A 22,290-nucleotide genomic window follows, 5' to 3' on the forward strand; every position below is an offset into this window, starting at 1 on the left:
GGTGCCACAGTGGGGGAGTGAGCAACGCCAGGGCATTCGTCGGGACGGGCTGTGACAGAGCCCGTGCCGGGCGGACAGTAGGGGGTGACGTCCGGTCGTGACCGGTATGGGTGTGGAGGTGGGCGCGCAGGCCGCGCGTTCCCGGGCTCTCGCTGTGCTGCGCATCCGCAGCAGGGCGTTGGCCGTCGCCCTGCTGCCCGCGGCCGTCGCCGTCGTGCTGCTCGTCGGTGGCTCCACCGGCCACATCACCGGCGGCAGCTGGGGGACCACCCGCTGGATCGTCACGGTCCTCGCCGCCCTCGTCCTGCTCGCCGCCGCCGGCATCGCGCTCGTCGTCGCCCGCTCGCGTCCCGCCATGAGCCCCACCGTCCCGATCGCCGAGGAATCCGCGCCCGACCTCTACCGCATGGTTCGCGACCTGGCCGACCGCCTCGAAGTCCCGGCCCCCTCGGCGATAGCGCTCACCCCGGACTGCGACAGCTGGCTGGAGGACCGCACCCACCCGGCGCACGGCCCACCCCCGCTCGCCGGCAGGGACGAAATAGCAGGAGTACGGGGCATACGGGGAGCGCGGGGCATACGGGGACTGTCGACGCGGCCCCGCCGAGCCCCCTCCGCTCCCGTCCTCGTCATCGGCTCCCCGTTCCTGTGGTGGATGCGGGTCGGGGAACTGCGCGCGGTCCTCGCCCCGGTCGTCGCCGGTACGGGTCCTTCGGCGCACCCCGACATAGCTGCGGCCCGTCGTTTCGTACGAGGCCTGGACGCGGCCGTGGCCGTGACCTCGGCGCCGACGCGCGCACCCCTGTCGCGTACGGTCCTCGGCGGTGTCGGCTGGGTCACCCGCGTGCTGCTGCGCAGCTGTCGGGGCCACGCGGCCGAGATGGAACGAGGCGTGGCGGCCGCCGCGGCCGAGCGTGCACAGGCTGTGGATTACGGCCTGCGGATCGTCGCGCAGGAACAGGTGGGCCTGGCGTACGCGGGCTGGGACCGGCTCCTGACCCGTGTGGCGCTGCCCGCCTGGCGGATGGGCCGCTGGCCCTCCCGGCTGGACGCGGGCGTCGTCGCGGCGCTGACCGAGCTGTCCCGCCGCGACCGCCTGGCCGAGGGCTTCGCCTCCCGCCTCGGCGAGCGCCCCGCCTGCGACCTGCTCGAAGAGCCCGGCAGGGTGGACGAGGCGGCCTCGCTCCTCGCCGCCCGCCTCTTCCACGGCGGCCCCGCCGAGCCCGGGCCGGACTGGGCGCCGGTCACCTGGCAGGACTACCCGGACGAGGTCGTCGACCGCAAATGGCGCTCCGACGCCGCGCGCCTCCACCGGGTGCTGGACGCGCTGGGCGTCCGGCACTCCACCGGCCCGGCGACGCGCGACTCGGGCCGTCCGACGCTGGCGCGGGTGATGGAGCACCTCGCCACGCCTCCGGAGGACAGGGAGGCGCCCGTCCCGGACGCGGCTGCCCTCACCGCCCATCGCGCGGACATATCCCCGGAGACGGACGAGGACGACGCGGAGCTCGCCCTCGGGAACGAGCGGACGTCCGCGCTCGCGGCCGGGCTGCTCGCGGAGCTGGCCCGCGAGGAGGCGTCGGGGCCGGCCGCGACGCCCGCCCCGGCCGGGGGCACCGAGCATCAAGGCCCCGACCGGGCCCTCTGGGACGATGGGACGCTTCCCCTGTTTCCCCTTCAGCCACCCCGGACCGCTCGTGAGCTGCTGGCCGACCATGTCACGGCGATGGTGTGCTGCGCCGCGATGGACACCGCGGGGGCTGCGCCCGGCCTCGACTGGCTCGACGGGCCGTCCCTCCTCGTCGGCGGCGTGCGCGCCGCCGACCTCGGGCCGCGGGTCCTCACCCTCGTCGAATCCGGCGACCCCGACCCCCTCCGCGACTGGCTCCGCCACCTGGGCGTCCGCCCGGAGAAACCGGTCCGCCTGGTCTGAGCCGGCGCCCCCGGCTGCGGGCGGGGATGTTTTTCGCCCCCTCCGCCCCTACCCTTCCCGTACCTGAGGGCTGCCGCCCCAGCCCCCTGCATCGGCCTGAAAAACGGCGGCCTCGTCCTCAAACGCCGGACGGGCTAAAAGATCTCCAGCGCCGGACGGGCTGGTGGTGCACCCGCACTCGCCAGCGCACGGCCCCGACCCACCCACCGGCGGTGGGCGAAACCGGTGCCATAGGCGGAGCCCCTCGTTCCACTCACGCCAATTCGCGACGAACGGTGACGGACTACGTGCGGAATGTGATGTGCTGGGACCGATCGCGCACACGGCAAGGGCTTACGCGCACACGGCAAGGGCTCACAAGGACAACGGGGGCAAGAGGGAGGGGAGCAGGCATGGGGTCGGAGCAGATTCGCCGCTGGGAGTCGGGAGCACTCGCGCACGCCGTGACGGACCCCTTCGGCCAGGGCCCCGTCCCCTGGCTCCGCGGCGACGAGCACTACTTCGACGACACCGGCCACGTCGTCCCCTGGTACATCGACCACATCGAAAACGTCGGAAGCGTCGAAAACACCGACCCCGCCCAGGGCGCCACCCTCGTACGCGACGACCGCGACCCCAAGACCACGGCCACAGCGACGGCCAGGACCAAGACGGGCGCCAAGCGCCCCATCCCGCACCCCCGAGCCGGAGGCCCCCGCTCCGCCGACGACGTCCACCGCCAGATCAAGGGCTTCACCTCCACCGGCGCGGCCGCCCCCGGCGAGGCCATCGACTTCCACATCACCGTCGACCCGCCCCAGGAATTCAGCGTCGACATCTACCGGATCGGCCACTACGGAGGCGAGGGCGCCAGCAAGATCACCACCAGCCCCCGCCTTTCCGGCATCGTCCAGCCCTCGCCCCTCACCGCCGACCGCACCGTCTCCTGCCACCACTGGTGGCTTTCCTGGCGGCTCCAGATCCCCTCCTACTGGAGCATCGGCGCGTACGTCGCCGTCCTCACCACCGTCGACGGCTACCGCTCCCACGTCCCCTTCACCATCCGCGACAACCACCCGGCGGACCTGCTCCTGCTCCTCCCCGACATCACCTGGCAGGCGTACAACCTCTATCCGGAGGACGGCCACACCGGCGCCAGCCTCTACCACGCATGGGACGAGAACGGCCGCCTGCTCGGCGAGGCGGACGCCGCGACGACCGTCTCCTTCGACCGGCCGTACGCGGGCGCCGGCCTTCCCCTCCACGTAGGCCACGCCTACGACTTCATCCGCTGGGCCGAGCGCTACGGCTACGACCTCGCCTACGCCGACGCCCGCGACCTGCACGCCGGGCGCGTCGACCCCACCCGCTACCGCGGCCTCGTCTTCCCGGGGCACGACGAGTACTGGTCGACGCAGATGCGCCGCACCACGGAACTCGCCCGCGAGTACGGCTCCTCGCTCGTCTTCCTCTCCGCCAACACCATGTACTGGCAGGTGGAGTTGGGCCCGTCCCCGTCCGGCGTCGCCGATCGCCTGCTGACCTGCCGCAAACGCAAGGGCCCGGGGAAGCCGGCCCTCTGGCGGGAAATCGACCGCCCGGAGCAGCAACTCATCGGCATCCAGTACGCGGGGCGGGTCCCCGAACCGCACCCGCTGGTCGTCCGCAACGCCGACCACTGGCTGTGGGAGGCGACCGGCGCGCACGAGGGCGACGAGCTGGAAGGCATGGTCGCGGGCGAGGCCGACCGCTACTTCCCGCGCACCCCGCTGCCGGAGCACCAGGGCCGCATCCTGCTCGCCCACTCCCCGTACCGGGACAGCGAGGGCGTCACCCGCCACCAGGAGACCTCCCTCTACCGGGCCCCGTCCGGCGCCCTGGTCTTCGCATCCGGAACGTTCGCCTGGTCCCCGGCCCTCGACCGCCCCGGCCACGTGGACACCCGCATCCAGCGAGCCACCGCGAACCTCCTGGACCGCATCTGCAAACGCGACTGACCGAGCACCTCTCACGCCGCGTCCCGCACGCCACCACCCACCCCCTGGCCAAAGTCACTCCCCCCATACGGGAGAATCGAGCCAATTAGACAGATCCACGGGGAGGAACCGTGTCCGGATTCGTAGAAAAGCCCGAGCCCCTCGAGGTTCCGGGTCTGGTGCATCTGCACACCGGCAAGGTGCGCGACCTGTACCAGAACGAGGCGGGCGACCTCGTGATGGTCGCCAGCGACCGCATCTCCGCCTTCGACTGGGTGCTCCCCACCGAGATCCCCGACAAGGGCCGCACGCTCACCCAGCTCTCCCTGTGGTGGTTCGACCAGCTCGCCGACCTGGTACCCAACCACGTCCTGAGCACCGAACTCCCGCCGGGCGCCCCCGACGACTGGGCCGGCCGCACCCTGATCTGCAAGTCCCTGCAGATGGTCCCGGTCGAGTGCGTCGCCCGCGGCTATCTCACCGGTTCCGGCCTCGTCGAGTACGACGAGGCCCGCACCGTCTGCGGCCTCGCCCTCCCCGAAGGCCTCGTCGACGGCTCGGAACTTCCTGCCCCGATCTTCACCCCCGCCACCAAGGCCGCGGTCGGCGATCACGACGAGAACGTCTCGTACGAGGAGGTCGCCCGCCAGGTCGGCGCCGAGACCGCTGCCCAGCTGCGCCAGACCACCCTCGCCGTCTACGGCCGCGCCCGCGACATCGCCCGCGACCGGGGCATCATCCTCGCCGACACCAAGTTCGAGTTCGGCTTCGAGGGGGAGACGCTCGTCCTCGCCGACGAGGTGCTGACCCCGGACTCGTCCCGCTTCTGGCCCGCCGACGTATGGGAGCCGGGTCACGCGCAGCCGTCCTTCGACAAGCAGTACGTCCGCGACTGGCTGATCTCCGCCGAGTCCGGCTGGGACCGCAAGAGCGAGCAGCCGCCGCCCGCGCTGCCCCCGCACGTCGTGGAGGCGACCCGCGCGAAGTACATCGAGGCGTACGAGCGCCTGACCGGCGCCAGCTGGTCGTGAAGGCACGAAGAAGCCCCCGACCCGGAAGGGTCGGGGGCTTCTTTCCCTGAGCGGACGACGAGGCTCGAACTCGCGACCTCAACCTTGGCAAGGTTGCGCTCTACCAACTGAGCTACGTCCGCACTGCGCCGTGGCGCGACAGCCACTATACCCAACCTCGCTCACGCGCGAGACGCACCGCCACGTGGCGGTTCTCGGCCTCGAGCTTGGACACGGCCGACGACAGATAGTTCCGCTCCGTCCCCTGGGACAGCGCGGCCCGCTCGGCGATCTCCGCGATGGGCGCCCCATCAGCGGCGAATTCGAGCACCTCGGCCTCGCGCGCGGTCAACGGCGAATCCCCGGCGGAGATCGCGTCGGCGGCCAACTCCGGATCCACATAACGGTTCCCCGCATGCACCGTACGAATGATCTCCGAGAGCCGCTGCGCACTGACCGTCTTCGGGACGAACCCGCGCACACCCGCCGCAAGCACCCGCTTCAGATGCCCCGGCCGCCCATGACTCGTCACGATCAACACCTGACAGCCGGGCAGTTCGGCCCGCAGCGATGTGGCCACCCTCACACTGTCCGCCCCCGGCATCCGAAGATCCGGACGGCGACATCGGGCTCGTACGCAGACTTCGGCGACCGGAGGCAGGTCCCCGAGGAAGCAGCCGTCGGGCAGCTCGCGCACCAACTCCCGGGCGCTCCGGCACCCTTCGGCGTTGAACCCGGTCGTCGGCTCGTCGAGGAAGAGAACCTCGGGACGGCCGAGGAGCTCACCGTGGCCCACGGAGAAAGTGACCCCGCGGGCCGCCTCGAAATCTCCCCGTACACACGCCGCAGATCAGTGACCTCAATCACGTCATCGTGCTCATTCGTGTTCATGAAAACAGCGTCCCCCCGGGGACAAGGTCCGGACGACATCAGGCGCACGCACGAAAAGACAACAGCGGCGCGCGCACGACTCTCGTACGCGGACACGAGAAAGGCCCCGGTCATGGACCGGGGCCTTTGCTTACTGGAGCGGACGACGAGGCTCGAACTCGCGACCTCAACCTTGGCAAGGTTGCGCTCTACCAACTGAGCTACGTCCGCATTGCTCCCGACCGGCTTTCACCGATCGGTGCGAGCACCAGCCTACCTGATCCACAAGAGTGGTCGGACCGGCGATGCAGAGCGGGTGACAGGAATTGCACACTGCGCCTTCCCCCTGGAAGGGGGATGTTCTACTACTGAACTACACCCGCATGACTCCTCGGAGTTTCGGCCTTTCGGCCTTGCCCCTCGGCGTGCTCCAGACTCTAGCTGATCAGCAGGGGGTCAGCGCAAGTCTGTTGTCCCGAGGGCTCGATGACGAGCCCTCGCGGACGCCGCACGGTCCGCACGGCGGGGCCCCGCACGATCCACAGGGGTCCGCGCGGCCCGCACGGCGGGGTCTCGGTTCAGTGCGCCTCGGCGAACGCCTCGTACACCTTCTTGGGGATGCGGCCTCGCGGCGGCACGTCCATCTTGTTGGAGCGGGCCCAGGCGCGGACGGCGGCCGGGTCGGGGGTCAACGCGGTGTGCGTGTACGCCTTCCCGGACTTCGCCTGCTTACGGCCGGCCTCGACGTAGGGCGCGAGCGCCTTACGCAGTTTCTTGGCATTGGCTGGATTGAGGTCGATCTCGTACGACTTGCCGTCGAGTCCGAAGGCGATCGTTTCCGCCGCTTCTGAGCCGTCGATGTCGTCAAAGAGAGTGACCACGACACGCTGCGCCACGAATATCGGTCCCTTCGTGCGGCATCTCTGCGATCAAGGCATGACGTGCGCCGACGTCATGGAGTTGTCGGGGAGATGTCGACTGTCCGGCTGTTATTGGGCAAAGTATCGGCTATTGCCATTTCCTTTGTACAGTGCCCAGCATTGCATTGTGAAGCTCGACTAAAACCCTCCGCGTGTCAGAACGCAATGGGCTCCTGCCGCTCTTCTGAGGTTTTTCCCAGGATTTTCCGTGGCGGCACCCGCGTCGATGCGGGATCGTGATCACGCTCACGTAGGATTCTACGAATCTACGCGAGTAGAAATTTTGTGCGGGTAGTCTGAAGGAACCTGCTCAGCACCACACACCGGGAGTGCCAGTGGCACGCGTCGTAGTCGACGTCATGCTCAAGCCGGAGATCCTCGACCCCCAGGGCCAGGCGGTGCAGCGTGCACTGCCGCGCCTCGGTTTCGAAGGTGTCTCCGACGTACGTCAGGGAAAGCGATTCGAACTGGAAGTGGACGGACCGGTGGACGATGCCGCGCTCGCCCGCATCCATGAACTTGCGGAATCCTTCCTCGCCAACACCGTCATCGAGGACTACATCGTCAAGGTTGAGGAAGTCGCGGAGGCCGGAAAGTGACCGCTCGTATCGGAGTCGTTACCTTTCCGGGCAGCCTCGACGACCGCGACACACAGCGCGCGATCAGGCTCGCCGGCGCTGAACCCGTCGCTCTCTGGCACAAGGACAAGGACCTCAAGCAGGTCGACGCCGTGGTGCTGCCCGGCGGTTTCTCGTACGGCGACTATCTCCGGGCAGGGTCCATCTCGCGTTTCTCGCCCGTGATGGAGACCGTCATCGAGCAGGCGAAGTCCGGAATGCCGGTCCTCGGCATCTGCAACGGCTTCCAGATCCTCACCGAGGCGCACCTCCTCCCCGGCGCGATGCTCGGCAACAACCACCTCCACTTCATCTGCCGCGACCAGAAGCTGCGGGTGGAGAACGCGGGCACCGCCTGGACGACCGACTACGTGTCCGGCCAGGAGATCCACATCCCGCTGAAGAACATGGACGGACGCTACGTCGCCGACGAGCGCACCCTCGACATGCTGGAGGCTGAGGGCCGGGTCGCCTTCCGGTACCTGGACTTCAACCCCAACGGCAGCCTTCGGGACATCGCGGGCATCACGAACGAGGCCGGGAACGTGATCGGTCTCATGCCGCACCCCGAGCACGCCGTCGAGCCCCTCGTCGGGACCGGCCGCACCGACGGCCTCCCGTTCTTCACCTCGATCCTCAAGAAGCTGGTCAACGCATGAGCCGCACGCCTCTGGACACGGTCGAGCACGCGGCCGCGACCCCCGATGTCGAGCTGCCCTGGGCCGAACTCGGCCTGAAGAAGGACGAGTACGAGCGCGTGGTCGAGATCCTCGGCCGCCGCCCGACCGGCGCCGAGCTCGCCATGTACTCGGTCATGTGGTCCGAGCACTGCTCTTACAAGTCGTCCAAGGTCCACCTCCGCCAGTTCGGCGAGAAGGCCCCCCAGTCAGACGCCCTCCTCGTCGGCATCGGCGAGAACGCGGGCGTCGTCGACGTCGGCCAGGGCTACGCCGTCACCTTCAAGGTCGAGTCGCACAACCACCCGTCGTACGTCGAGCCCTACCAGGGCGCGGCCACCGGCGTCGGCGGCATCGTGCGCGACATCATCGCGATGGGCGCCCGTCCGGTCGCGGTCGTGGACCCGCTGCGCTTCGGCGCGGCGGACCACCCGGACACCAAGCGCGTCCTGCCCGGCGTCGTCGCCGGCATCGGCGGCTACGGCAACTGCCTGGGCCTGCCCAACATCGGGGGTGAGGTCGTCTTCGACTCCTGCTACCAGGGCAACCCGCTGGTCAACGCCGGAGCCATCGGTGTCATGAAGCACGAGGACATCCACCTCGCGAAGGCGTCCGGCACGGGCAACAAGGTCATCCTGTACGGGGCCCGTACAGGCGGCGACGGCATCGGCGGCGCCTCGATCCTCGCCTCCGAGACCTTCGACGACGCCAAGCCGTCGAAGCGTCCCGCCGTCCAGGTCGGCGACCCCTTCCAGGAGAAGCTGCTCATCGAGTGCACCCTGGAGGCCTTCAAGGAGAAGCTGGTCGTCGGCATCCAGGACCTCGGTGCCGCCGGTCTCTCCTGCGCCACCTCCGAGCTCGCCTCCAACGGCTCCGGCGGCATGCGCGTCACCCTCGACGACGTACCCCTGCGCGACTCCACGCTCTCTCCCGAGGAAATCCTCATGAGCGAGTCGCAGGAACGCATGTGCGCGGTCGTCGAGCCGGGGAAGGTCTACCGCTTCCTCGAGATCTGCGAGAAGTGGGACGTCATCGCCACCGTCATCGGTGAGGTCACCGACGGCGACCGCCTTGAGATCTACTGGCACGGCGGCAAGATCGTCGACGTCGACCCGCGCACGGTCGCCCACGAGGGCCCTGTCTACGAGCGCCCGTACGCCCGTCCGGAGTGGCAGGACACCCTCCAGGCCGACGACGCGAACAAGCTCCCGCGCCCGGAGACCGCCGAGGAGCTGAAGGACCAGGTCCTGAAGCTGGTGGCGTCCCCCAACCAGGCGTCCAAGAAGTGGATCACCTCGCAGTACGACCACTTCGTGCAGGGCAACACGGTGCTGGCCCAGCCCGAGGACTCGGGCATGATCCGCATCGACGAGGAGACCGGCCTGGGCGTCGCGATCGCGACGGACGGCAACGGCCGTTACGCCAAGCTCGACCCGTACGCCGGCGCGCAGCTCGCCCTCGCCGAGGCGTACCGCAACGTCGCGACGACCGGTGCCAAGCCGCTCGCCGTCTCCGACTGCCTGAACTTCGGCTCGCCCGAGGACCCGGCCGTCATGTGGCAGTTCGCCGAGGCCATCCGTGGTCTCGCCGACGCCTGCCAGCAGCTCGGCACCCCGGTGACCGGCGGCAACGTCTCGCTCTACAACCAGACGGGCGAGGCCGCCATCCACCCGACCCCGGTCGTGGCCGTGCTGGGCGTCATCGACGACGTCGCCCGCCGTACGCCGGTCGCCTTCCAGGAGGAGGGCCAGCTGCTCTACCTCCTCGGCGACACCCGCGAGGAGTTCGGCGGTTCGGCCTGGTCGCAGGTCGTCCACGACCACCTCGGCGGCCTGCCCCCGAAGGTCGACCTGGAGCGCGAGCGGCTGCTGGCCGAGATCCTGATCTCCGCCTCCCGCGACGGCATGATCGACTCCGCCCACGACCTGTCCGACGGCGGTCTGATCCAGGCAGTGGTCGAGTCGGCGCTGCTCGGCGGCGAGGGCGCGCGGCTGATCGTCCCCGACGGTCTCGACGCCTTCACCTTCCTGTTCTCGGAGTCGGCGGGCCGCGCGGTCGTCGCCGTCCCGCGCTCGGAGGAGCTGCGCTTCAACGACATGTGCGGTGCGCGGGGTCTGCCCGTCACCCGCATCGGTGTCGTGGACGGTGACTCCGTCGAGGTCCAGGGCGAGTTCGTGCTCTCCCTGTCCGAGCTGCGCGAGGCGCACGAGGGCACGATCCCGGCGCTGCTCGCGTAAGCGGTCGTACGGCTCGTATGGGCCGTATCGCTCGTACGGCGATGGAGGTCCCGCCCTGATCCGGGCGGGACCTCCATGCGTTCCGGGATCTGACGCCCTGTTCCGGGATCTGACCCGCCGACTGTCAGTCCTCGCTGTTAGCTTCGTGATCGTCGGCGGGGGATGGGGGAGCGGTGGCAGTCCAGGGTGGTGTGCGCAAGTCGGTCAATGTGCTGCTGTGTCCGGCAGCAGTCGCCGGCATCGGGTGGAGCGGCCCGGTGCTGTGGGACGAGTGGCGGACGTACCGCGCCGTCGGCGCGGGCTGCGGGGACCTCGTCCCGGTGCGGGAGGTGCGCGGCATGGACTACGCCGACTCCGTCCTGCGCAACCGCGGCTCCCTCGACACCGCTGACCTCCCCTCCGACTGTCGGATCCAGAACGCGGGGGACGACGGCGACGCGTACGGTGCCTGGCTGTTCCAGGCCTTGGTCGACGCAGGACCGGGCAGCGGCCGCGACACCGTCGTCGCGCGGCCGTCCACCGAGCTGACCGAACGCTTCAACCGGCTCGAAGTCCCCGTCGGCGGCGGCCTGTCCGGCCTCGCCGAGCCCACCGAGACCACCGTCCGGCTCGACTGCCCCGACGGCACGTACCAGGGCAGGCCGACGGAAAGGATCGAGGTCACCGCCTCGGCGGCGTACACCGGCATGCCGTCGTACTACCCGAAGCCCGCCACCTCCGCGGACCGCGACCGCATGGCGTCCATCGCCGTCACCACGGCCAACAACCTCGCCGAACGTCTCGGCTGCACGCGCCGCCTGGCCCCGCCCCCCGACCGGCTGGCGGCAGTCCCCCGCGCCACCGCCGCCGGGCGGGCCGGAGGCACCTGCGCCTGGTACGCGCGCGTGGAGCGGTCCTCCCGCGAGCAACTCTGGTTCCCCGACGAGGCGATGGCCGCTCCGGCCGACGACCACGTCTGGCGCGAGCGGTGCGCCCTGCTGCTGACAGCCGACCGGGCCCGCGCCCTGTTCGACGCGTCCTACGCCGGCACCGAGGGAGTCGACGAGGGCGACGCGCCCACCGGCGACCCCGACGAGGCGTGGTGGGCGGACGTCCAGACTTTCTACGAGCAGGACTCCCCGGACGTCTACATAGGCGACACCGGCTCCTCCAAGGCCATCGGCCCCCCCATCCAGCCCGGTACCGCGGGGCGGGACGGCGGCAACGGCCTTTGGTGGGCCACCTCCGTCTGTGACGGCTCCCCCGCCGTCCACGTCCTGCGCCTCCACTATGGCTACGACTCCTGGTCCTCGCGCGCGGCCCCGCACTTCGAGCGGCTCTTCAGGGCGAACGTCACCGATGTCGCCGCCCGCCGCGCCTGCACCGATCTCAGGTTCCCCTCCCCCGCCGACTTCACCGGAAAGGGAGCCGCATGAGCTTCCGTGCCGAGCACGACCCGGACGCCTCCGAGCGGGCCCGCGTTCCCTTCCCCCGTTCCCGCTGGCTGACCCCGGACCGGGGCAGCCGCCCGCGCAACGCGTTCAACCAGCTCGTCGCCGTCACCGCGTGCTGGGCCTCGGCGCGGGCGGCTGGGGGCTGTGGCTGGAGACCGAGGAACACCTGGACCGTGCGGCCAGCAGGGAGAGGATCACCAGGGCCTGCGACGGACTGGTCGACCCCGACAAGGTGCTGGGGCTCAACGGCGGCGCGGTCCGGGCCCGTCCGGGCAGCGGAGACGAGGACGGGATGTCCGACCTCGACGCCCCGGAAGCGCTCGCCACGCTCCCCACGGAGTGCGAGATCTACCGGGTCGGCGACCCCGGCACGTCGTACAACCACTTCCTGCTCTCCGTCTGGCAGAACCCGTCCGACGATCTCGCCAACCTCGTCAGCGGGTGGGACGACCCGTTCTGGACGCGGATGTACGAGCGCGCCGACGACCTCACGCTGGTGGCCGACGACGCGGCTCCCCACCCGCTGGGTGACGGCCGGCTCGGCTCGTACTACGACCACAGCGTCATCGTGAAAGCCGTCTGCACCGACGCGGAGGGGGACACGACCTCGGTCAACGCCCAGACGGTGGCCAAGTACTTCGAGGACACCGAGGTCACCGACGCCGACCGCCGAACGCTGGCCGAGCTGGCCCGCACCGCAGCCGAGCGGGCCGCGGCCAAGCTCGGCTGCACGACCACGCTGCCCGTGCCGCAGGAGGAGCTGCCCACGCCCCGCAAGCGCGTGGCGGACGCGGAGTCGGCCGGCGGGTCGTGCGGCTGGTACGCGGAGCTCATCAAGGCGGACGGCCGTGGACGGCTCCCCGACCGCGCCCTCGCCGCACCCGTCGGCGCCCACAGCCACGAGGAGAGCTGCCTGCTCGCGATGAGCGAGAAGGGGGTCCGCGCCCTCTGGCCCGACCTCACGGAGGACGAGGTCCACTCCGCCGAACTCCGGGACGTGCTCCACGTCGCCCCCTGGTGGCTGCGGACCACGTCGTACTTCGGCGACGAGGCGGCCGAGGTCAAGGCGGAGAGCCACGGCACCGGCCAGACCGCCCTCACCCCCGGCACAGCCGGCCGCAGCCGCGACGCCAACGTCTGGTGGGCCTCCTCCACCTGCGCCGGACAGCCCGCCCTGCACACCCTGAGCATCGACTACCCGTACGACGACATAGTGAAGGAGCGGCTCCAGTCGCTCTTCAAGGCATACGTCGCCGATGTCGCCGCCCGCCGCGACTGCACGGACGTCAAGTTTCCCGCCACCTCGACGTTTCGCGCCGACTAGGGCCTGTGCGGCGGATCATGCCGCAGATGCGGGGCTTGGCACGCCCATCTGCGGCGTTGTCGTCGGTTGCCGACTCCCCGACGCTCGAATGCTCCCCCACGCTCGGCTTCGCTCGCGCGGGAGGTACCCCCACCGCGGGGGGACCCCCATCGCGTCGCCGCCCTCCTCCGCCTTGCAGCTGCACGCACCAAGCCCCGCTCACCGGCGCCTATGAGGTGCCGTTGCTTCTCTGCGACCTGATCCGCCGGACAGGCCCTAGGCTCGCCGACATGCCCCCGGCCAAGAAGCGCCTGCGCACCTACGACCCCGCCAAGATCCGCGCCGCCGTACTGGCTCAGTTCGGGAACGTACGGGAGGCCGTACGCACCCTGACTCCCGAGCAGCTCGCGCTGCCCACCCGGCTCGGCGCCTGGACGGTCCGTGATCTGGCCGCGCACATCACCATGGCGGTCGGGAGCACCAGTCTCGCTCTCGAGCGGGACGAGCCCGGCAAGGCGGAACTCTCCGTCCTCGACTACGCGTCCGTCACCGCGTCCTTCGCCGAAGCCGTCGCCGAGGGCAGCCACGCACTCGCCGAGCGCACCCCCGACTTCAACGCCCTCTTCACCCTCACCGAAGAACGGTTCGCCGAGCACCTGGCCACGGCCCCCGACACCCGCGTCCTCGCCGTGCGGATCGGCGCCATGACCCTCGCCGACTACCTCGTCACCCGCACCGTGGAACTCGTCGTCCACACCGACGACCTGAACGCCGCCGTGCCCGGCCTGGGCATCCCGTACGACCGCCAGGCCCTCGCCGCCTGCACCCGGCTCCTGGCCGACGCGCTCGCCGCCAAGGCGCCCGGCGCTTCGACCGAGGTGCGGATCCCGCCGTACGCCGTCGTGCAGTGCGTGGAGGGGCCCCGGCACACCCGCGGCACCCCGCCGAACGTCGTCGAGACCGACCCGCTGACCTGGGTCCGGCTCGCGACCGGGCGGGCGGAGTGGAAGGACGCCCTCGACGAGGCGAAGGTCAGCGCGAGCGGGGAGCGGGCGGATCTCGGCGGGCTGCTGCCGCTGCTGCGCTGACGGCGAGCACACGCTGCCGCGCCGACGGGCAGACGCGACAGAGTCGTACGGGCGGACGCGACAGAGTCGTACGGGCGGACACGGCAGAGTCGTACGGGCGAGCACAACAGAGTCATAACGGCACCGAACCCAACGCCCGCCAGCCACGTCACAGTGGCATGAAGCGGACGACGAAGAACCTGAAGTACGCCGCCGCGGCCCTGGCCGGCACCGCCGTTCTGGCCGCCTGCGGCACGGAATCCGGAAGTGCCGGCGGCGGCAGTGGCGAGGTCGGCGGCGACGTGGACATCGCGGGCATCCGTTGGGTGCCGCAGAAGGTGACCGTGGACGGCAGGGACTACGTCCTGCCGAACGGGGACGACCGCTTCCGGGTCAACGAGGCCCACATCACCTTCAAGCCCGGCGCCCCTGAGCCGGACGTCATGGGCGGCGAATCCGGCGGCACGGTGGGCTGCAACCACTTCGGCGCCGACGTCGAGGTCGAGGGCGACACCGTGAAGGTCTCCGACCTCGCCTCGACCGAGATGGGCTGCCCCGGCCCCGTCCAGGAGTTCGAGGAACGGTTCATGAGTGTCTTCCGCGGCACTCACAAGGCCGCGGTCGAGGAGCGTGGCAAGACCAGGACCCTCACCCTGACCAGGTCCGACGGGGACAGCATCACCCTCCGCGAGGGGCCCGCCGAGCCCGCCCCGCCCCTGAAGGGCACCCGGTGGACGATCGACGCGCTGCTGTCCGGCAAGGGCGACGACGCCACGGCCGAGTCCCTGCCCAGCGGGGTCAAGGCCCACCTCACCCTGGCCGGGGACGGCTCCGCGAGCGGCAGCCTCGGCTGCAACACCTTCCGCGCCAAGGCCGTCGTCAAGGACGGCACCATCGAGTTCGGCCGTCTCGCGACGACGCGCATCGTGTGCGCGGGACCGGTCATGAAGACCGAGCGGGAGCTGACCGAAATCCTCTCCGGGAAGGTCTCCTACCAGCAGGAACACGACTCCCTGACGCTCACCGCGGCCTCCGGCAAGGGCCTCGTGGCGCGTGCGGGGTGAGCGGGCCCACCGCCGCCTGCAGGCCCAGGTCCGTGAGCAAGCCCACCGCCGTCAGCAGGCCCACCGCCGCCTACAAGGCCCCCGCAAGATGTGCGCCGTCTCACTCACAGACACCGAAAAGCCCGTGCTCGGCCTCCCCGACGCAAGTCCAACCACGAGCTGGCCCACCGCACCCCCAACCCCCACGCTGACCAGCGCAAACGGAACGATCGCCAAAGCTGTCGCCGAGGAGTGATCCAACCGAGGTCCCGTATCCCGAATTCGGACCAGTGGTCGATCTCGCCTACACTCGGTGGTGTGCCACGTGGTGACGGTCGACTCAATCATGATCTGCTCCCCGGTGAGAAAGGCCCCCAGGACGCTTGCGGCGTCTTCGGTGTCTGGGCTCCGGGCGAAGAGGTCGCCAAGCTCACTTACTTCGGGCTCTACGCCCTCCAGCATCGGGGTCAGGAATCCGCGGGAATCGCGGTCAGCAATGGCTCCCAGATCCTCGTCTTCAAGGACATGGGCCTCGTCTCCCAGGTCTTCGACGAGACCTCTCTAGGTTCGCTCCAGGGTCACATCGCGGTCGGTCACGCCCGCTACTCGACCACTGGCGCCTCCGTCTGGGAGAACGCCCAGCCGACGTTCCGCGCCACCGCGCACGGTTCGATCGCGCTCGGCCACAACGGCAACCTCGTCAACACGGCGCAGCTCGCCGAGATGGTCGCCGAACTGCCCAAGCAGGAGGGCCGCACCACGCGCGTGGCGGCCACGAACGACACCGACCTGCTCACGGCCCTGCTCGCGGCCCAGGTCGACGACGACGGTAAGCCGCTCACCATAGAAGAGGCTTCCGCCAAGATCCTCCCGCAGGTCAAGGGCGCCTTCAGTCTCGTCTACATGGACGAGCACACCCTCTACGCGGCCCGTGACCCGCAGGGCATCCGCCCGCTGGTCCTCGGTCGCCTGGAGCGCGGCTGGGTCGTCGCCTCCGAGTCCGCCGCCCTCGACATCTGCGGCGCCTCCTACGTCCGCGAGATCGAGCCGGGCGAGTTCGTCGCCATCGACGAGAACGGCCTCCGCAACTCACGATTCGCGGAAGCGAAGCCCAAGGGCTGCATCTTCGAGTACGTGTACCTGGCCCGCCCCGACACGGACATCGCCGGGCGGAACGTGTATCTCTCGCGCGTCGAGATGGGCCGCAGGCTCGCCAAGGAAGCCCCTGTGGAAGCCGATCTGGTGATAGCGACCCCGGAGTCCGGGACGCCCGCCGCGATCGGCTACGCGGAGGCCAGCGGCATCCCCTTCGGCGCCGGTCTGGTGAAGAACGCGTACGTCGGCCGGACCTTCATCCAGCCCTCGCAGACGATCCGCCAGCTGGGCATCCGCCTGAAGCTGAACCCGCTGAAGGAAGTCATCAAGGGCAAGCGCCTGGTCGTCGTCGACGACTCGATCGTGCGCGGCAACACCCAGCGCGCCCTGGTCCGCATGCTCCGCGAGGCCGGCGCGGCCGAGGTCCACATCCGGATCTCGTCCCCGCCCGTGAAGTGGCCCTGCTTCTTCGGCATCGACTTCGCGACCCGCGCCGAGCTGATCGCCAACGGCATGACCATCGAGGAGATCGGCACCTCGCTGGGCGCCGACTCCCTCTCGTACATCTCCCTCGACGGCATGATCGAGGCGACCACCATCGCCAAGCCGAACCTGTGCCGCGCCTGCTTCGACGGCGAGTACCCGATGGAGCTCCCGGATCCCGAACTGCTCGGCAAGCAGCTCCTGGAGACCGAGCTGGCCGCCGGTCCCGCCGCCACGGCCGCGACCGACGCGATCCGTCGCCCGTAAGCGCCGCTGAGCCCCGTATCACCAACCCGAAAGATCCCAGGCAATGTCTGAGACCACTGCTTCCGGTGCTTCCTACGCGGCTGCCGGCGTCGACATCGAGGCGGGCGACCGCGCCGTAGAGCTGATGAAGGAGTGGGTGAAGAAGACGCAGCGCCCCGAGGTCCTCGGCGGGCTCGGTGGCTTCGCCGGCCTCTTCGACGCCTCCGCCCTCAAGCGCTACGAGCGCCCGCTGCTCGCCTCCGCGACGGACGGCGTGGGTACGAAGGTCGACCTCGCCCGGCAGCTCGGCGTGTACGACACCATCGGCCACGACCTGGTCGCGATGGTCATGGACGACATCGTGGTGTGCGGCGCCGAGCCGCTCTTCATGACCGACTACATCTGCGTCGGCAAGGTCCACCCGGAGCGCGTCGCGGCCATCGTGAAGGGCATCGCCGAGGGCTGTGTCCTCGCGGGCTGCGCCCTCGTCGGCGGCGAGACGGCCGAGCACCCGGGTCTGCTGGGCCCGGACGACTTCGACGTCGCGGGCGCGGGCACCGGCGTGGTCGAGGCCGACCAACTGCTCGGCCCGGATCGTATCCGTACGGGTGACGCGGTGATCGCCATGGCGGCCTCCGGTCTTCACTCGAACGGGTACTCGCTCGTGCGGCACGTTCTTTTCGACCGGGCGAACCTGAGCCTGGACCAGCGCATCGAGGAGTTCGGCCGCACGCTGGGCGAAGAGCTCCTGGAGCCCACCAAGATCTACTCGCTGGACTGCCTGGCGCTGACCCGGACCACCGAGGTGCACGCCTTCAGCCACATCACCGGCGGCGGACTCGCGGCCAACCTGGCCCGTGTCATCCCGGGACACCTGCACGCGATCGTCGACCGCGAGACCTGGACCCCGGCCCCGGTCTTCGACCTCGTCGGCAGGACGGGCGACGTCGAGCGCCTGGAGCTGGAGAAGACGCTGAACATGGGCGTCGGCATGATCGCGATCGTCCCCGGGGAGTCGGCGGACGTGGCCCTGGCCACCCTCGCTGACCGCGGCGTGGACGCCTGGATCGCCGGTGAGATCACCGAGCGCGGCGAGCACGCGACGGGCGCGGCGCTGATCGGCGACTACGCGAAGTAGGCACTCAGGGCAGCACGAAACCCGGTCCGGCGCTGATGCCCCGGACCGGGTGAGGTGCAGCTGCTACGAGATCTACCTACTGCGAGATCCACTACGAGAATTCCGCTGCGAGAAACCGTCTACGAGGAACCCGCTACGAGAAAACCGTCAGGAGAGATCGCGGAAACTAGATCGCGAAAACTGCGAAGGCTGCGAGGGAGACTCAAGCGCCACGACGCTGCGACTGGGGACCGGAGGACTGGTCGTCCTCATCCTCGTCGTCGTCGTTGTAGAGATCCGCGTACTGGGCGTACGGGTCGTCTTCCTCGTCGTCGTCCTCGAACGGCTCGCCATTCGGCGGCTGGCTCGAAGTCGAAGCGCCCAGCTCGTTGGCCAGACGCGACAGGTCAGTCCCGCCGCTGTTGTACTTCAGCTGGCGGGCGACCTTCGTCTGCTTGGCCTTGGCCCGGCCGCGCCCCATGGCTCGACCCCCTCGGTGACGGGGCTCGACGGCCCCAGAGTCTTGACACGCGTTCATGATCTGGAACGGACTCTCCATGGAGAGACCGGTCCGTAGGGCTTCCACGGTACCTGAGCCCGCGCCCATACGGTACGTCGCCCGCAGGACGCGCCTTCGCCCAGAACCCGCGAGGCGCCCCGTCCCCGCTGGTCAACAGCGATTTTAACCTCTTCTTGGCGTACGACCCGCCGACCGACGTGAGAGTTCTCTCCAAGTGTCCCATCGGCGGGTCCCTGACAAGCCGGCCGACGGACGGAACGCGTGGTTCCGTGCCCGGCTGTACGCGTCGGCGTGCGGGTGCGTGTCGGCATGCGCCGACACGCACCGACGGCATCAGCGGCGCCGCGCCTCCGCCATCCGCTGCTCGGCGATCCGGTCGGCCGCGGCAGCCGGCGGAATGCCGTCCCGCTTCGCACGTGCGAAGATGGCCAGCGTTGTGTCGAAGATCTTCGCGGCCTTCGCCTTGCACCGCTCGAAGTCGAAGCCGTGCAGCTCGTCGGCGACCTGGATGACACCGCCCGCGTTCACGACGTAGTCGGGGGCGTACAGAATCCCGCGGTCCGCGAGGTCCTTCTCCACGCCCGGGTGCGCGAGCTGGTTGTTCGCGGCGCCGCACACGATCTTCGCGGTGAGTACCGGCACGGAGTCGTCGTTCAGCGCCCCGCCCAGCGCACACGGCGCGTAGATGTCGAGGCCCTCGGTGCGGATGAGTGCCTCGGTGTCCGCGACGGCCGTGACACCCTCCGGGTGCTCGTCCAGGATCCGCCGAACGGCGTCCTCCCGTACGTCCGTGATCACGATCTCGGCGCCGTCGTCCAACAGGTGCCGCACCAGTTGGTGACCCACCTTGCCGACACCCGCGATGCCGATCTTGCGGCCGCGCAGCGTCGGGTCGCCCCACAGGTGCTGGGCGGAGGCCCTCATGCCCTGGAAGACCCCGAAGGCGGTCAGGACGGACGAGTCGCCCGCGCCGCCGTTCTCCGGCGAGCGGCCCGTCGTCCAGCGGCACTCGCGCGCGACGACATCCATGTCGGAGACGTACGTACCGACGTCACAGGCGGTGACGTACCGGCCACCGAGCGAGGCCACGAAGCGGCCGTACGCGAGGAGCAGCGCCTCGGACTTGATCTGTTCCGGGTCGCCGATGATCACGGCCTTGCCGCCGCCGTGGTCGAGACCGGCCATGGCGTTCTTGTACGACATGCCGCGCGAGAGGTTCAGGGCGTCGGCGACGGCCTCCTCCTCGCTCGCGTACGGGTAGAAGCGCGTACCTCCGAGGGCAGGGCCCAAGGCGGTGGAGTGGATCGCGATGACGGCCTTGAGGCCGCTGGCACGGTCCTGGCAGAGCACGACTTGCTCATGACCCCCCTGGTCCGAGTGGAACAGGGTGTGCAGTACATCAGCAGACGCGCCGGTTACGTCGGTCACGGTGGTGACTCCCAGGTAATAAGCGGCGGTTGGGGGCGGGGCCCGTGCGGGTGGCGGGCTCCGTGGGCATGAGACTAGAGCCTGTGCCCACCCGCCTTGGGTGCAGTGTTCAGGATCACCTACTGGCGGCGTACAACCGTGGTTCGATTTGCATAGATTTCTCGTCAGGTTGTGAGCGGTTTTCGCGGGTTTTCCCCGTCACCCACGGGGGAGGGAGCAGGCGTGCCCAAGGTGTCCTCGCTGATCGTTCCGTACGCGTCGTATCTGCGCGTGTACGAACCGCTGGCCGCCTTCCCGGAGCCGGAACGCGGCCACTGGGCCCGCTATGCCCGCCGCGCCGACCGCCCCTCGTACCAGGACGAACTGCGCCGCTCCCTGGCCGACTTGCTGCCCACCCCGCCGATCCCGGTGCCGGTGCACGAGAGCAGCGACGCGTTCGTCGCGGACATCGACGGCGTGCTCTGCGTCTGCCCCTGGCGTACCCGGCTGCGCGGCTGGCAGGCCCTGGGGGAGCTCGCCGAGGAGCTGCCCGCGCCGGTCCTGGACGCGGTGCTGCCGCCGTTGGTCCGCCGTCAGGCCGCCCAGGACTACGAGCGCTGGATGGCCCGCAACCCCGACGCCCGCCCGTGGATCCGCACCTCGACCTGGCAGGTCCCGCTGAACTGGTTCGTTCTCGTCGCCGACGCGGAGCGCGAGTACGAGAAGGGAGCGGGGCCCGGCGGCGCCATGCCGGTGCTGCGCTACAGGACACCGATGGTGCAGGCGAGGCGGCGCACGGCACGGGCCCTGAAGACGCTTAAGGAGACCCTTGAGGAGGGTCCGCTCATCGACGGTTTGGTGAACGTCGGGCGTTGGCTGGAGGAATTCCATCCGCGTTCGCTCGTGGAGCTGGACTACGGCGGGCTCGTGCACGTCCTGCCGGCCGGGCATCTCGAGGGCGACCACTCGGCCGCGGACGTCGCCGAGGGCATCGAGGCGCTGCGCGTCGGAGACGGCGCGGCGGCGGGCGAGGCCTACGCACGGCTGGTGGAGCGGTGGCGGGCTGTCAGGGACCGGCGCTCGGCGAACTGAGGCGGAGTCGGGCGCGGGATCGGGTGCGGCTCCGGGTGCGGGCTCGGCGGTCCGTTGGGACGCGCGAGGTCCCTGGGCCCCCTGGGGAGTGTGATCTGCTTCTCTCACTCCTGTGCGTCGAACTCGCGTATGGTCCTCGCACACTGAAGAGCCCTCACTCCAGGACGTAGGTCCCGATCCGGGCTTTTCGCGTCAAGAGCGTGTCAAGCGTGATGGATAGCACTAACCAGACCCTTGCGTCGCTTGCCCTTCCTCGTGCCAAAATAGGACAACGGGCCCGGGGGAGGGCTCTCTCCGCCCGCTTATGGGTGGAATCTCAGCATTGCACGCTATGGGGGGTCTGGTGACTCCTGATCGCCCTGTGACTGATCGTCACAGTGGCGTGACTGTCCGCTATGGCATGGTCCATCGGCTTCCGTCGCTGATGAACACCTGGGAGGGCAATTCCATCGGTTTGGCCGACGCGGCTGGACGGATGGTGTAGTTGTAGTGCCGAGGACAAGCCGTTCGTCCTATAACCGACTCGACTCGCGTCCGCCATTTCGGGCAACGCGGGTCAAGGTGCAGAATTTAGAGGAAAGAACCGAGAAGGTTCGGTTCTCCCGAGGAGGCCGCTCATGACCGCTCGCACCCCTGATGCCGAGCCGCTGCTGACCCCGGCTGAGGTCGCCACGATGTTCCGCGTCGACCCCAAGACGGTCACGCGGTGGGCGAAGGCCGGCAAGCTTACGTCCATCCGCACGCTCGGCGGGCACCGCCGCTACCGTGAGGCTGAGGTCCGCGCACTGCTCGCGGGTATCCCGCAGCAGCGCAGCGAGGCCTAAATAACCGCATAATCGGGCAATTCGGCAAGTCCCCCATTCCGCCGAGGCGTCCGCATCACAGCTCCAAGCGACGCGGGTTCTGCCCCAACAGGATCCACGCCCAAGCCTCTTTGGTTCATCCCCAGGGTGCGTCGTCAATCGCGCTGGACTCCGCCGGGTCCAGCGCGATTTTTTGTGCCCTCGTGACGCTCCGGGCCTGCCGTCGTGCTGCCCCAGGACTGCACCCGTGTTGCCCCGGGCGTGCTCCGGGTCTGCCCCGTTCCCGTCCTGACGCCGCGTCTGTGAGCGGCCTTGTTGGAGTCTGGGGAGGGGTGTCGGATCTCCTGTGGGCACCCCCGTCGAGGGCGTGCAATTGCACATATTAAATTGAGCAGTTGTAGGCAGGGGGTAAGTTCCGCGGTTCTGAAAACCTATGCGGTGACTCCCGTCACATGTGACAGT

At 69.7% G+C, this 22,290-nt stretch carries 17 protein-coding genes, 3 tRNA genes and 1 pseudogene; 14 read left to right on the plus strand and 7 right to left on the minus strand.

Annotated elements, in window-relative coordinates; genetic code table 11:
* Window positions 1–106 precede the first annotated feature (106 nt).
* The 3 genes from C4B68_RS21005 (at window position 107) to C4B68_RS21015 (ending at window position 4,919) form a co-directional block, all read left to right on the plus strand.
* A complete protein-coding gene (locus C4B68_RS21005) occupies window positions 107–1,933 on the plus strand; it encodes a M48 family metalloprotease (protein ID WP_099505383.1) in 1,827 nt (608 codons plus the stop codon).
* A gap of 392 nt (window positions 1,934–2,325) precedes the next feature.
* Window positions 2,326–3,909, plus strand: a complete 1,584-nt coding sequence (locus C4B68_RS21010; protein WP_099505382.1) for a N,N-dimethylformamidase beta subunit family domain-containing protein — start codon at window positions 2,326–2,328, stop codon at window positions 3,907–3,909.
* A 110-nt stretch (window positions 3,910–4,019) separates the two neighbouring features.
* Window positions 4,020–4,919 (plus strand): phosphoribosylaminoimidazolesuccinocarboxamide synthase, encoded by a 900-nt coding sequence (locus tag C4B68_RS21015; protein WP_099505381.1) that lies wholly within the window; start codon window positions 4,020–4,022, stop codon window positions 4,917–4,919.
* Between the two features lie 49 nt (window positions 4,920–4,968).
* Here the strand turns inward: C4B68_RS21015 and C4B68_RS21020 are convergent.
* The 5 genes and pseudogenes from C4B68_RS21020 to C4B68_RS21045 form a co-directional block, all read right to left on the minus strand.
* A tRNA-Gly gene (locus C4B68_RS21020) sits at window positions 4,969–5,041 on the minus strand.
* Between the two features lie 23 nt (window positions 5,042–5,064).
* Window positions 5,065–5,537, minus strand: a pseudogene (locus tag C4B68_RS21025) (response regulator); the annotation flags it as partial.
* 386 nt (window positions 5,538–5,923) lie between these two features.
* Window positions 5,924–5,999: transfer RNA gene (locus C4B68_RS21035), tRNA-Gly, on the minus strand.
* 80 nt (window positions 6,000–6,079) lie between these two features.
* A tRNA-Gly gene (locus C4B68_RS21040) sits at window positions 6,080–6,151 on the minus strand.
* Window positions 6,152–6,346: 195 nt separating this feature from the next.
* Entirely contained in the window at window positions 6,347–6,664 is a 318-nt protein-coding gene (locus C4B68_RS21045; protein WP_099505380.1) for a histone-like nucleoid-structuring protein Lsr2, read from the minus strand.
* A gap of 359 nt (window positions 6,665–7,023) precedes the next feature.
* Between C4B68_RS21045 and purS the strand changes: the two genes are divergently transcribed.
* The 9 genes from purS (at window position 7,024) to purM (ending at window position 18,027) form a co-directional block, all read left to right on the plus strand.
* Window positions 7,024–7,287 (plus strand): phosphoribosylformylglycinamidine synthase subunit PurS, encoded by a 264-nt coding sequence (purS, locus tag C4B68_RS21050; protein ID WP_099505379.1) that lies wholly within the window; start codon window positions 7,024–7,026, stop codon window positions 7,285–7,287.
* Entirely contained in the window at window positions 7,284–7,964 is a 681-nt protein-coding gene (gene purQ / locus C4B68_RS21055) for a phosphoribosylformylglycinamidine synthase subunit PurQ (RefSeq protein WP_099505378.1), read from the plus strand. The genes purS and purQ overlap by 4 nt, the downstream gene beginning before the upstream one ends.
* Window positions 7,961–10,219, plus strand: a complete 2,259-nt coding sequence (gene purL, locus C4B68_RS21060) for a phosphoribosylformylglycinamidine synthase subunit PurL (RefSeq protein ID WP_099505377.1) — start codon at window positions 7,961–7,963, stop codon at window positions 10,217–10,219. The genes purQ and purL overlap by 4 nt, the downstream gene beginning before the upstream one ends.
* Window positions 10,220–10,392: 173 nt before the next feature.
* On the plus strand, window positions 10,393–11,634 hold the full coding sequence (locus C4B68_RS21065; protein WP_143674448.1) for a hypothetical protein: 1,242 nt from the start codon (window positions 10,393–10,395) through the stop codon (window positions 11,632–11,634).
* A gap of 130 nt (window positions 11,635–11,764) precedes the next feature.
* Window positions 11,765–12,976, plus strand: coding sequence for a hypothetical protein (locus tag C4B68_RS21070; RefSeq protein ID WP_099505375.1), 1,212 nt, complete (start codon window positions 11,765–11,767; stop codon window positions 12,974–12,976).
* A 269-nt stretch (window positions 12,977–13,245) separates the two neighbouring features.
* On the plus strand, window positions 13,246–14,043 hold the full coding sequence (locus C4B68_RS21075; protein ID WP_099505374.1) for a maleylpyruvate isomerase family mycothiol-dependent enzyme: 798 nt from the start codon (window positions 13,246–13,248) through the stop codon (window positions 14,041–14,043).
* Between the two features lie 158 nt (window positions 14,044–14,201).
* Complete coding sequence (locus C4B68_RS21080) at window positions 14,202–15,086, plus strand: META domain-containing protein (RefSeq protein WP_099505373.1); 885 nt, start codon at window positions 14,202–14,204, stop codon at window positions 15,084–15,086.
* Window positions 15,087–15,383: 297 nt separating this feature from the next.
* Window positions 15,384–16,910 (plus strand): amidophosphoribosyltransferase, encoded by a 1,527-nt coding sequence (gene purF / locus C4B68_RS21085; protein WP_099505372.1) that lies wholly within the window; start codon window positions 15,384–15,386, stop codon window positions 16,908–16,910.
* A gap of 43 nt (window positions 16,911–16,953) precedes the next feature.
* Window positions 16,954–18,027 (plus strand): phosphoribosylformylglycinamidine cyclo-ligase, encoded by a 1,074-nt coding sequence (gene purM, locus C4B68_RS21090; protein ID WP_099505371.1) that lies wholly within the window; start codon window positions 16,954–16,956, stop codon window positions 18,025–18,027.
* A 202-nt stretch (window positions 18,028–18,229) separates the two neighbouring features.
* Here purM and C4B68_RS21095 read toward each other — a convergent pair whose 3' ends face one another.
* Together C4B68_RS21095 and C4B68_RS21100 are read right to left on the minus strand one after the other, a co-directional pair.
* Window positions 18,230–18,487, minus strand: coding sequence for a DUF3073 domain-containing protein (locus C4B68_RS21095; protein WP_099505370.1), 258 nt, complete (start codon window positions 18,485–18,487; stop codon window positions 18,230–18,232).
* Window positions 18,488–18,859: 372 nt separating this feature from the next.
* The gene (locus C4B68_RS21100) at window positions 18,860–19,954 is read right to left on the minus strand and encodes a Leu/Phe/Val dehydrogenase (RefSeq protein WP_099505369.1); all 1,095 of its coding nucleotides are present in this window, start codon (window positions 19,952–19,954) and stop codon (window positions 18,860–18,862) included.
* Between the two features lie 222 nt (window positions 19,955–20,176).
* Here C4B68_RS21100 and C4B68_RS21105 point away from each other — a divergent pair, with 222 nt between their 5' ends.
* On the plus strand, window positions 20,177–21,025 hold the full coding sequence (locus C4B68_RS21105) for a DUF8083 family protein (protein ID WP_099505368.1): 849 nt from the start codon (window positions 20,177–20,179) through the stop codon (window positions 21,023–21,025).
* A 617-nt stretch (window positions 21,026–21,642) separates the two neighbouring features.
* Complete coding sequence (bldC, locus tag C4B68_RS21110; RefSeq protein ID WP_003949541.1) at window positions 21,643–21,849, plus strand: developmental transcriptional regulator BldC; 207 nt, start codon at window positions 21,643–21,645, stop codon at window positions 21,847–21,849.
* Window positions 21,850–22,290: the final 441 nt, after the last annotated feature.

Origin of the sequence: Streptomyces dengpaensis (genome assembly GCF_002946835.1) — a bacterium.
GTDB classification, from domain to species: Bacteria; Actinomycetota; Actinomycetes; order Streptomycetales; family Streptomycetaceae; genus Streptomyces; species Streptomyces dengpaensis.

Coding starts and splice junctions, on each gene's coding strand:
- purM (WP_099505371.1), top strand. CDS start 16,954: ATGTCTGAGACCACTGCTTCCGGTGCTTCCTACGCGGCTGCCGGCGTC.
- purL (WP_099505377.1), top strand. CDS start 7,961: ATGAGCCGCACGCCTCTGGACACGGTCGAGCACGCGGCCGCGACCCCC.
- C4B68_RS21005 (WP_099505383.1), top strand. CDS start 107: ATGGGTGTGGAGGTGGGCGCGCAGGCCGCGCGTTCCCGGGCTCTCGCT.
- C4B68_RS21080 (WP_099505373.1), top strand. CDS start 14,202: ATGAAGCGGACGACGAAGAACCTGAAGTACGCCGCCGCGGCCCTGGCC.
- C4B68_RS21075 (WP_099505374.1), top strand. CDS start 13,246: ATGCCCCCGGCCAAGAAGCGCCTGCGCACCTACGACCCCGCCAAGATC.
- bldC (WP_003949541.1), top strand. CDS start 21,643: ATGACCGCTCGCACCCCTGATGCCGAGCCGCTGCTGACCCCGGCTGAG.
- C4B68_RS21010 (WP_099505382.1), top strand. CDS start 2,326: ATGGGGTCGGAGCAGATTCGCCGCTGGGAGTCGGGAGCACTCGCGCAC.
- C4B68_RS21095 (WP_099505370.1), bottom strand. CDS start 18,487: ATGGGGCGCGGCCGGGCCAAGGCCAAGCAGACGAAGGTCGCCCGCCAG.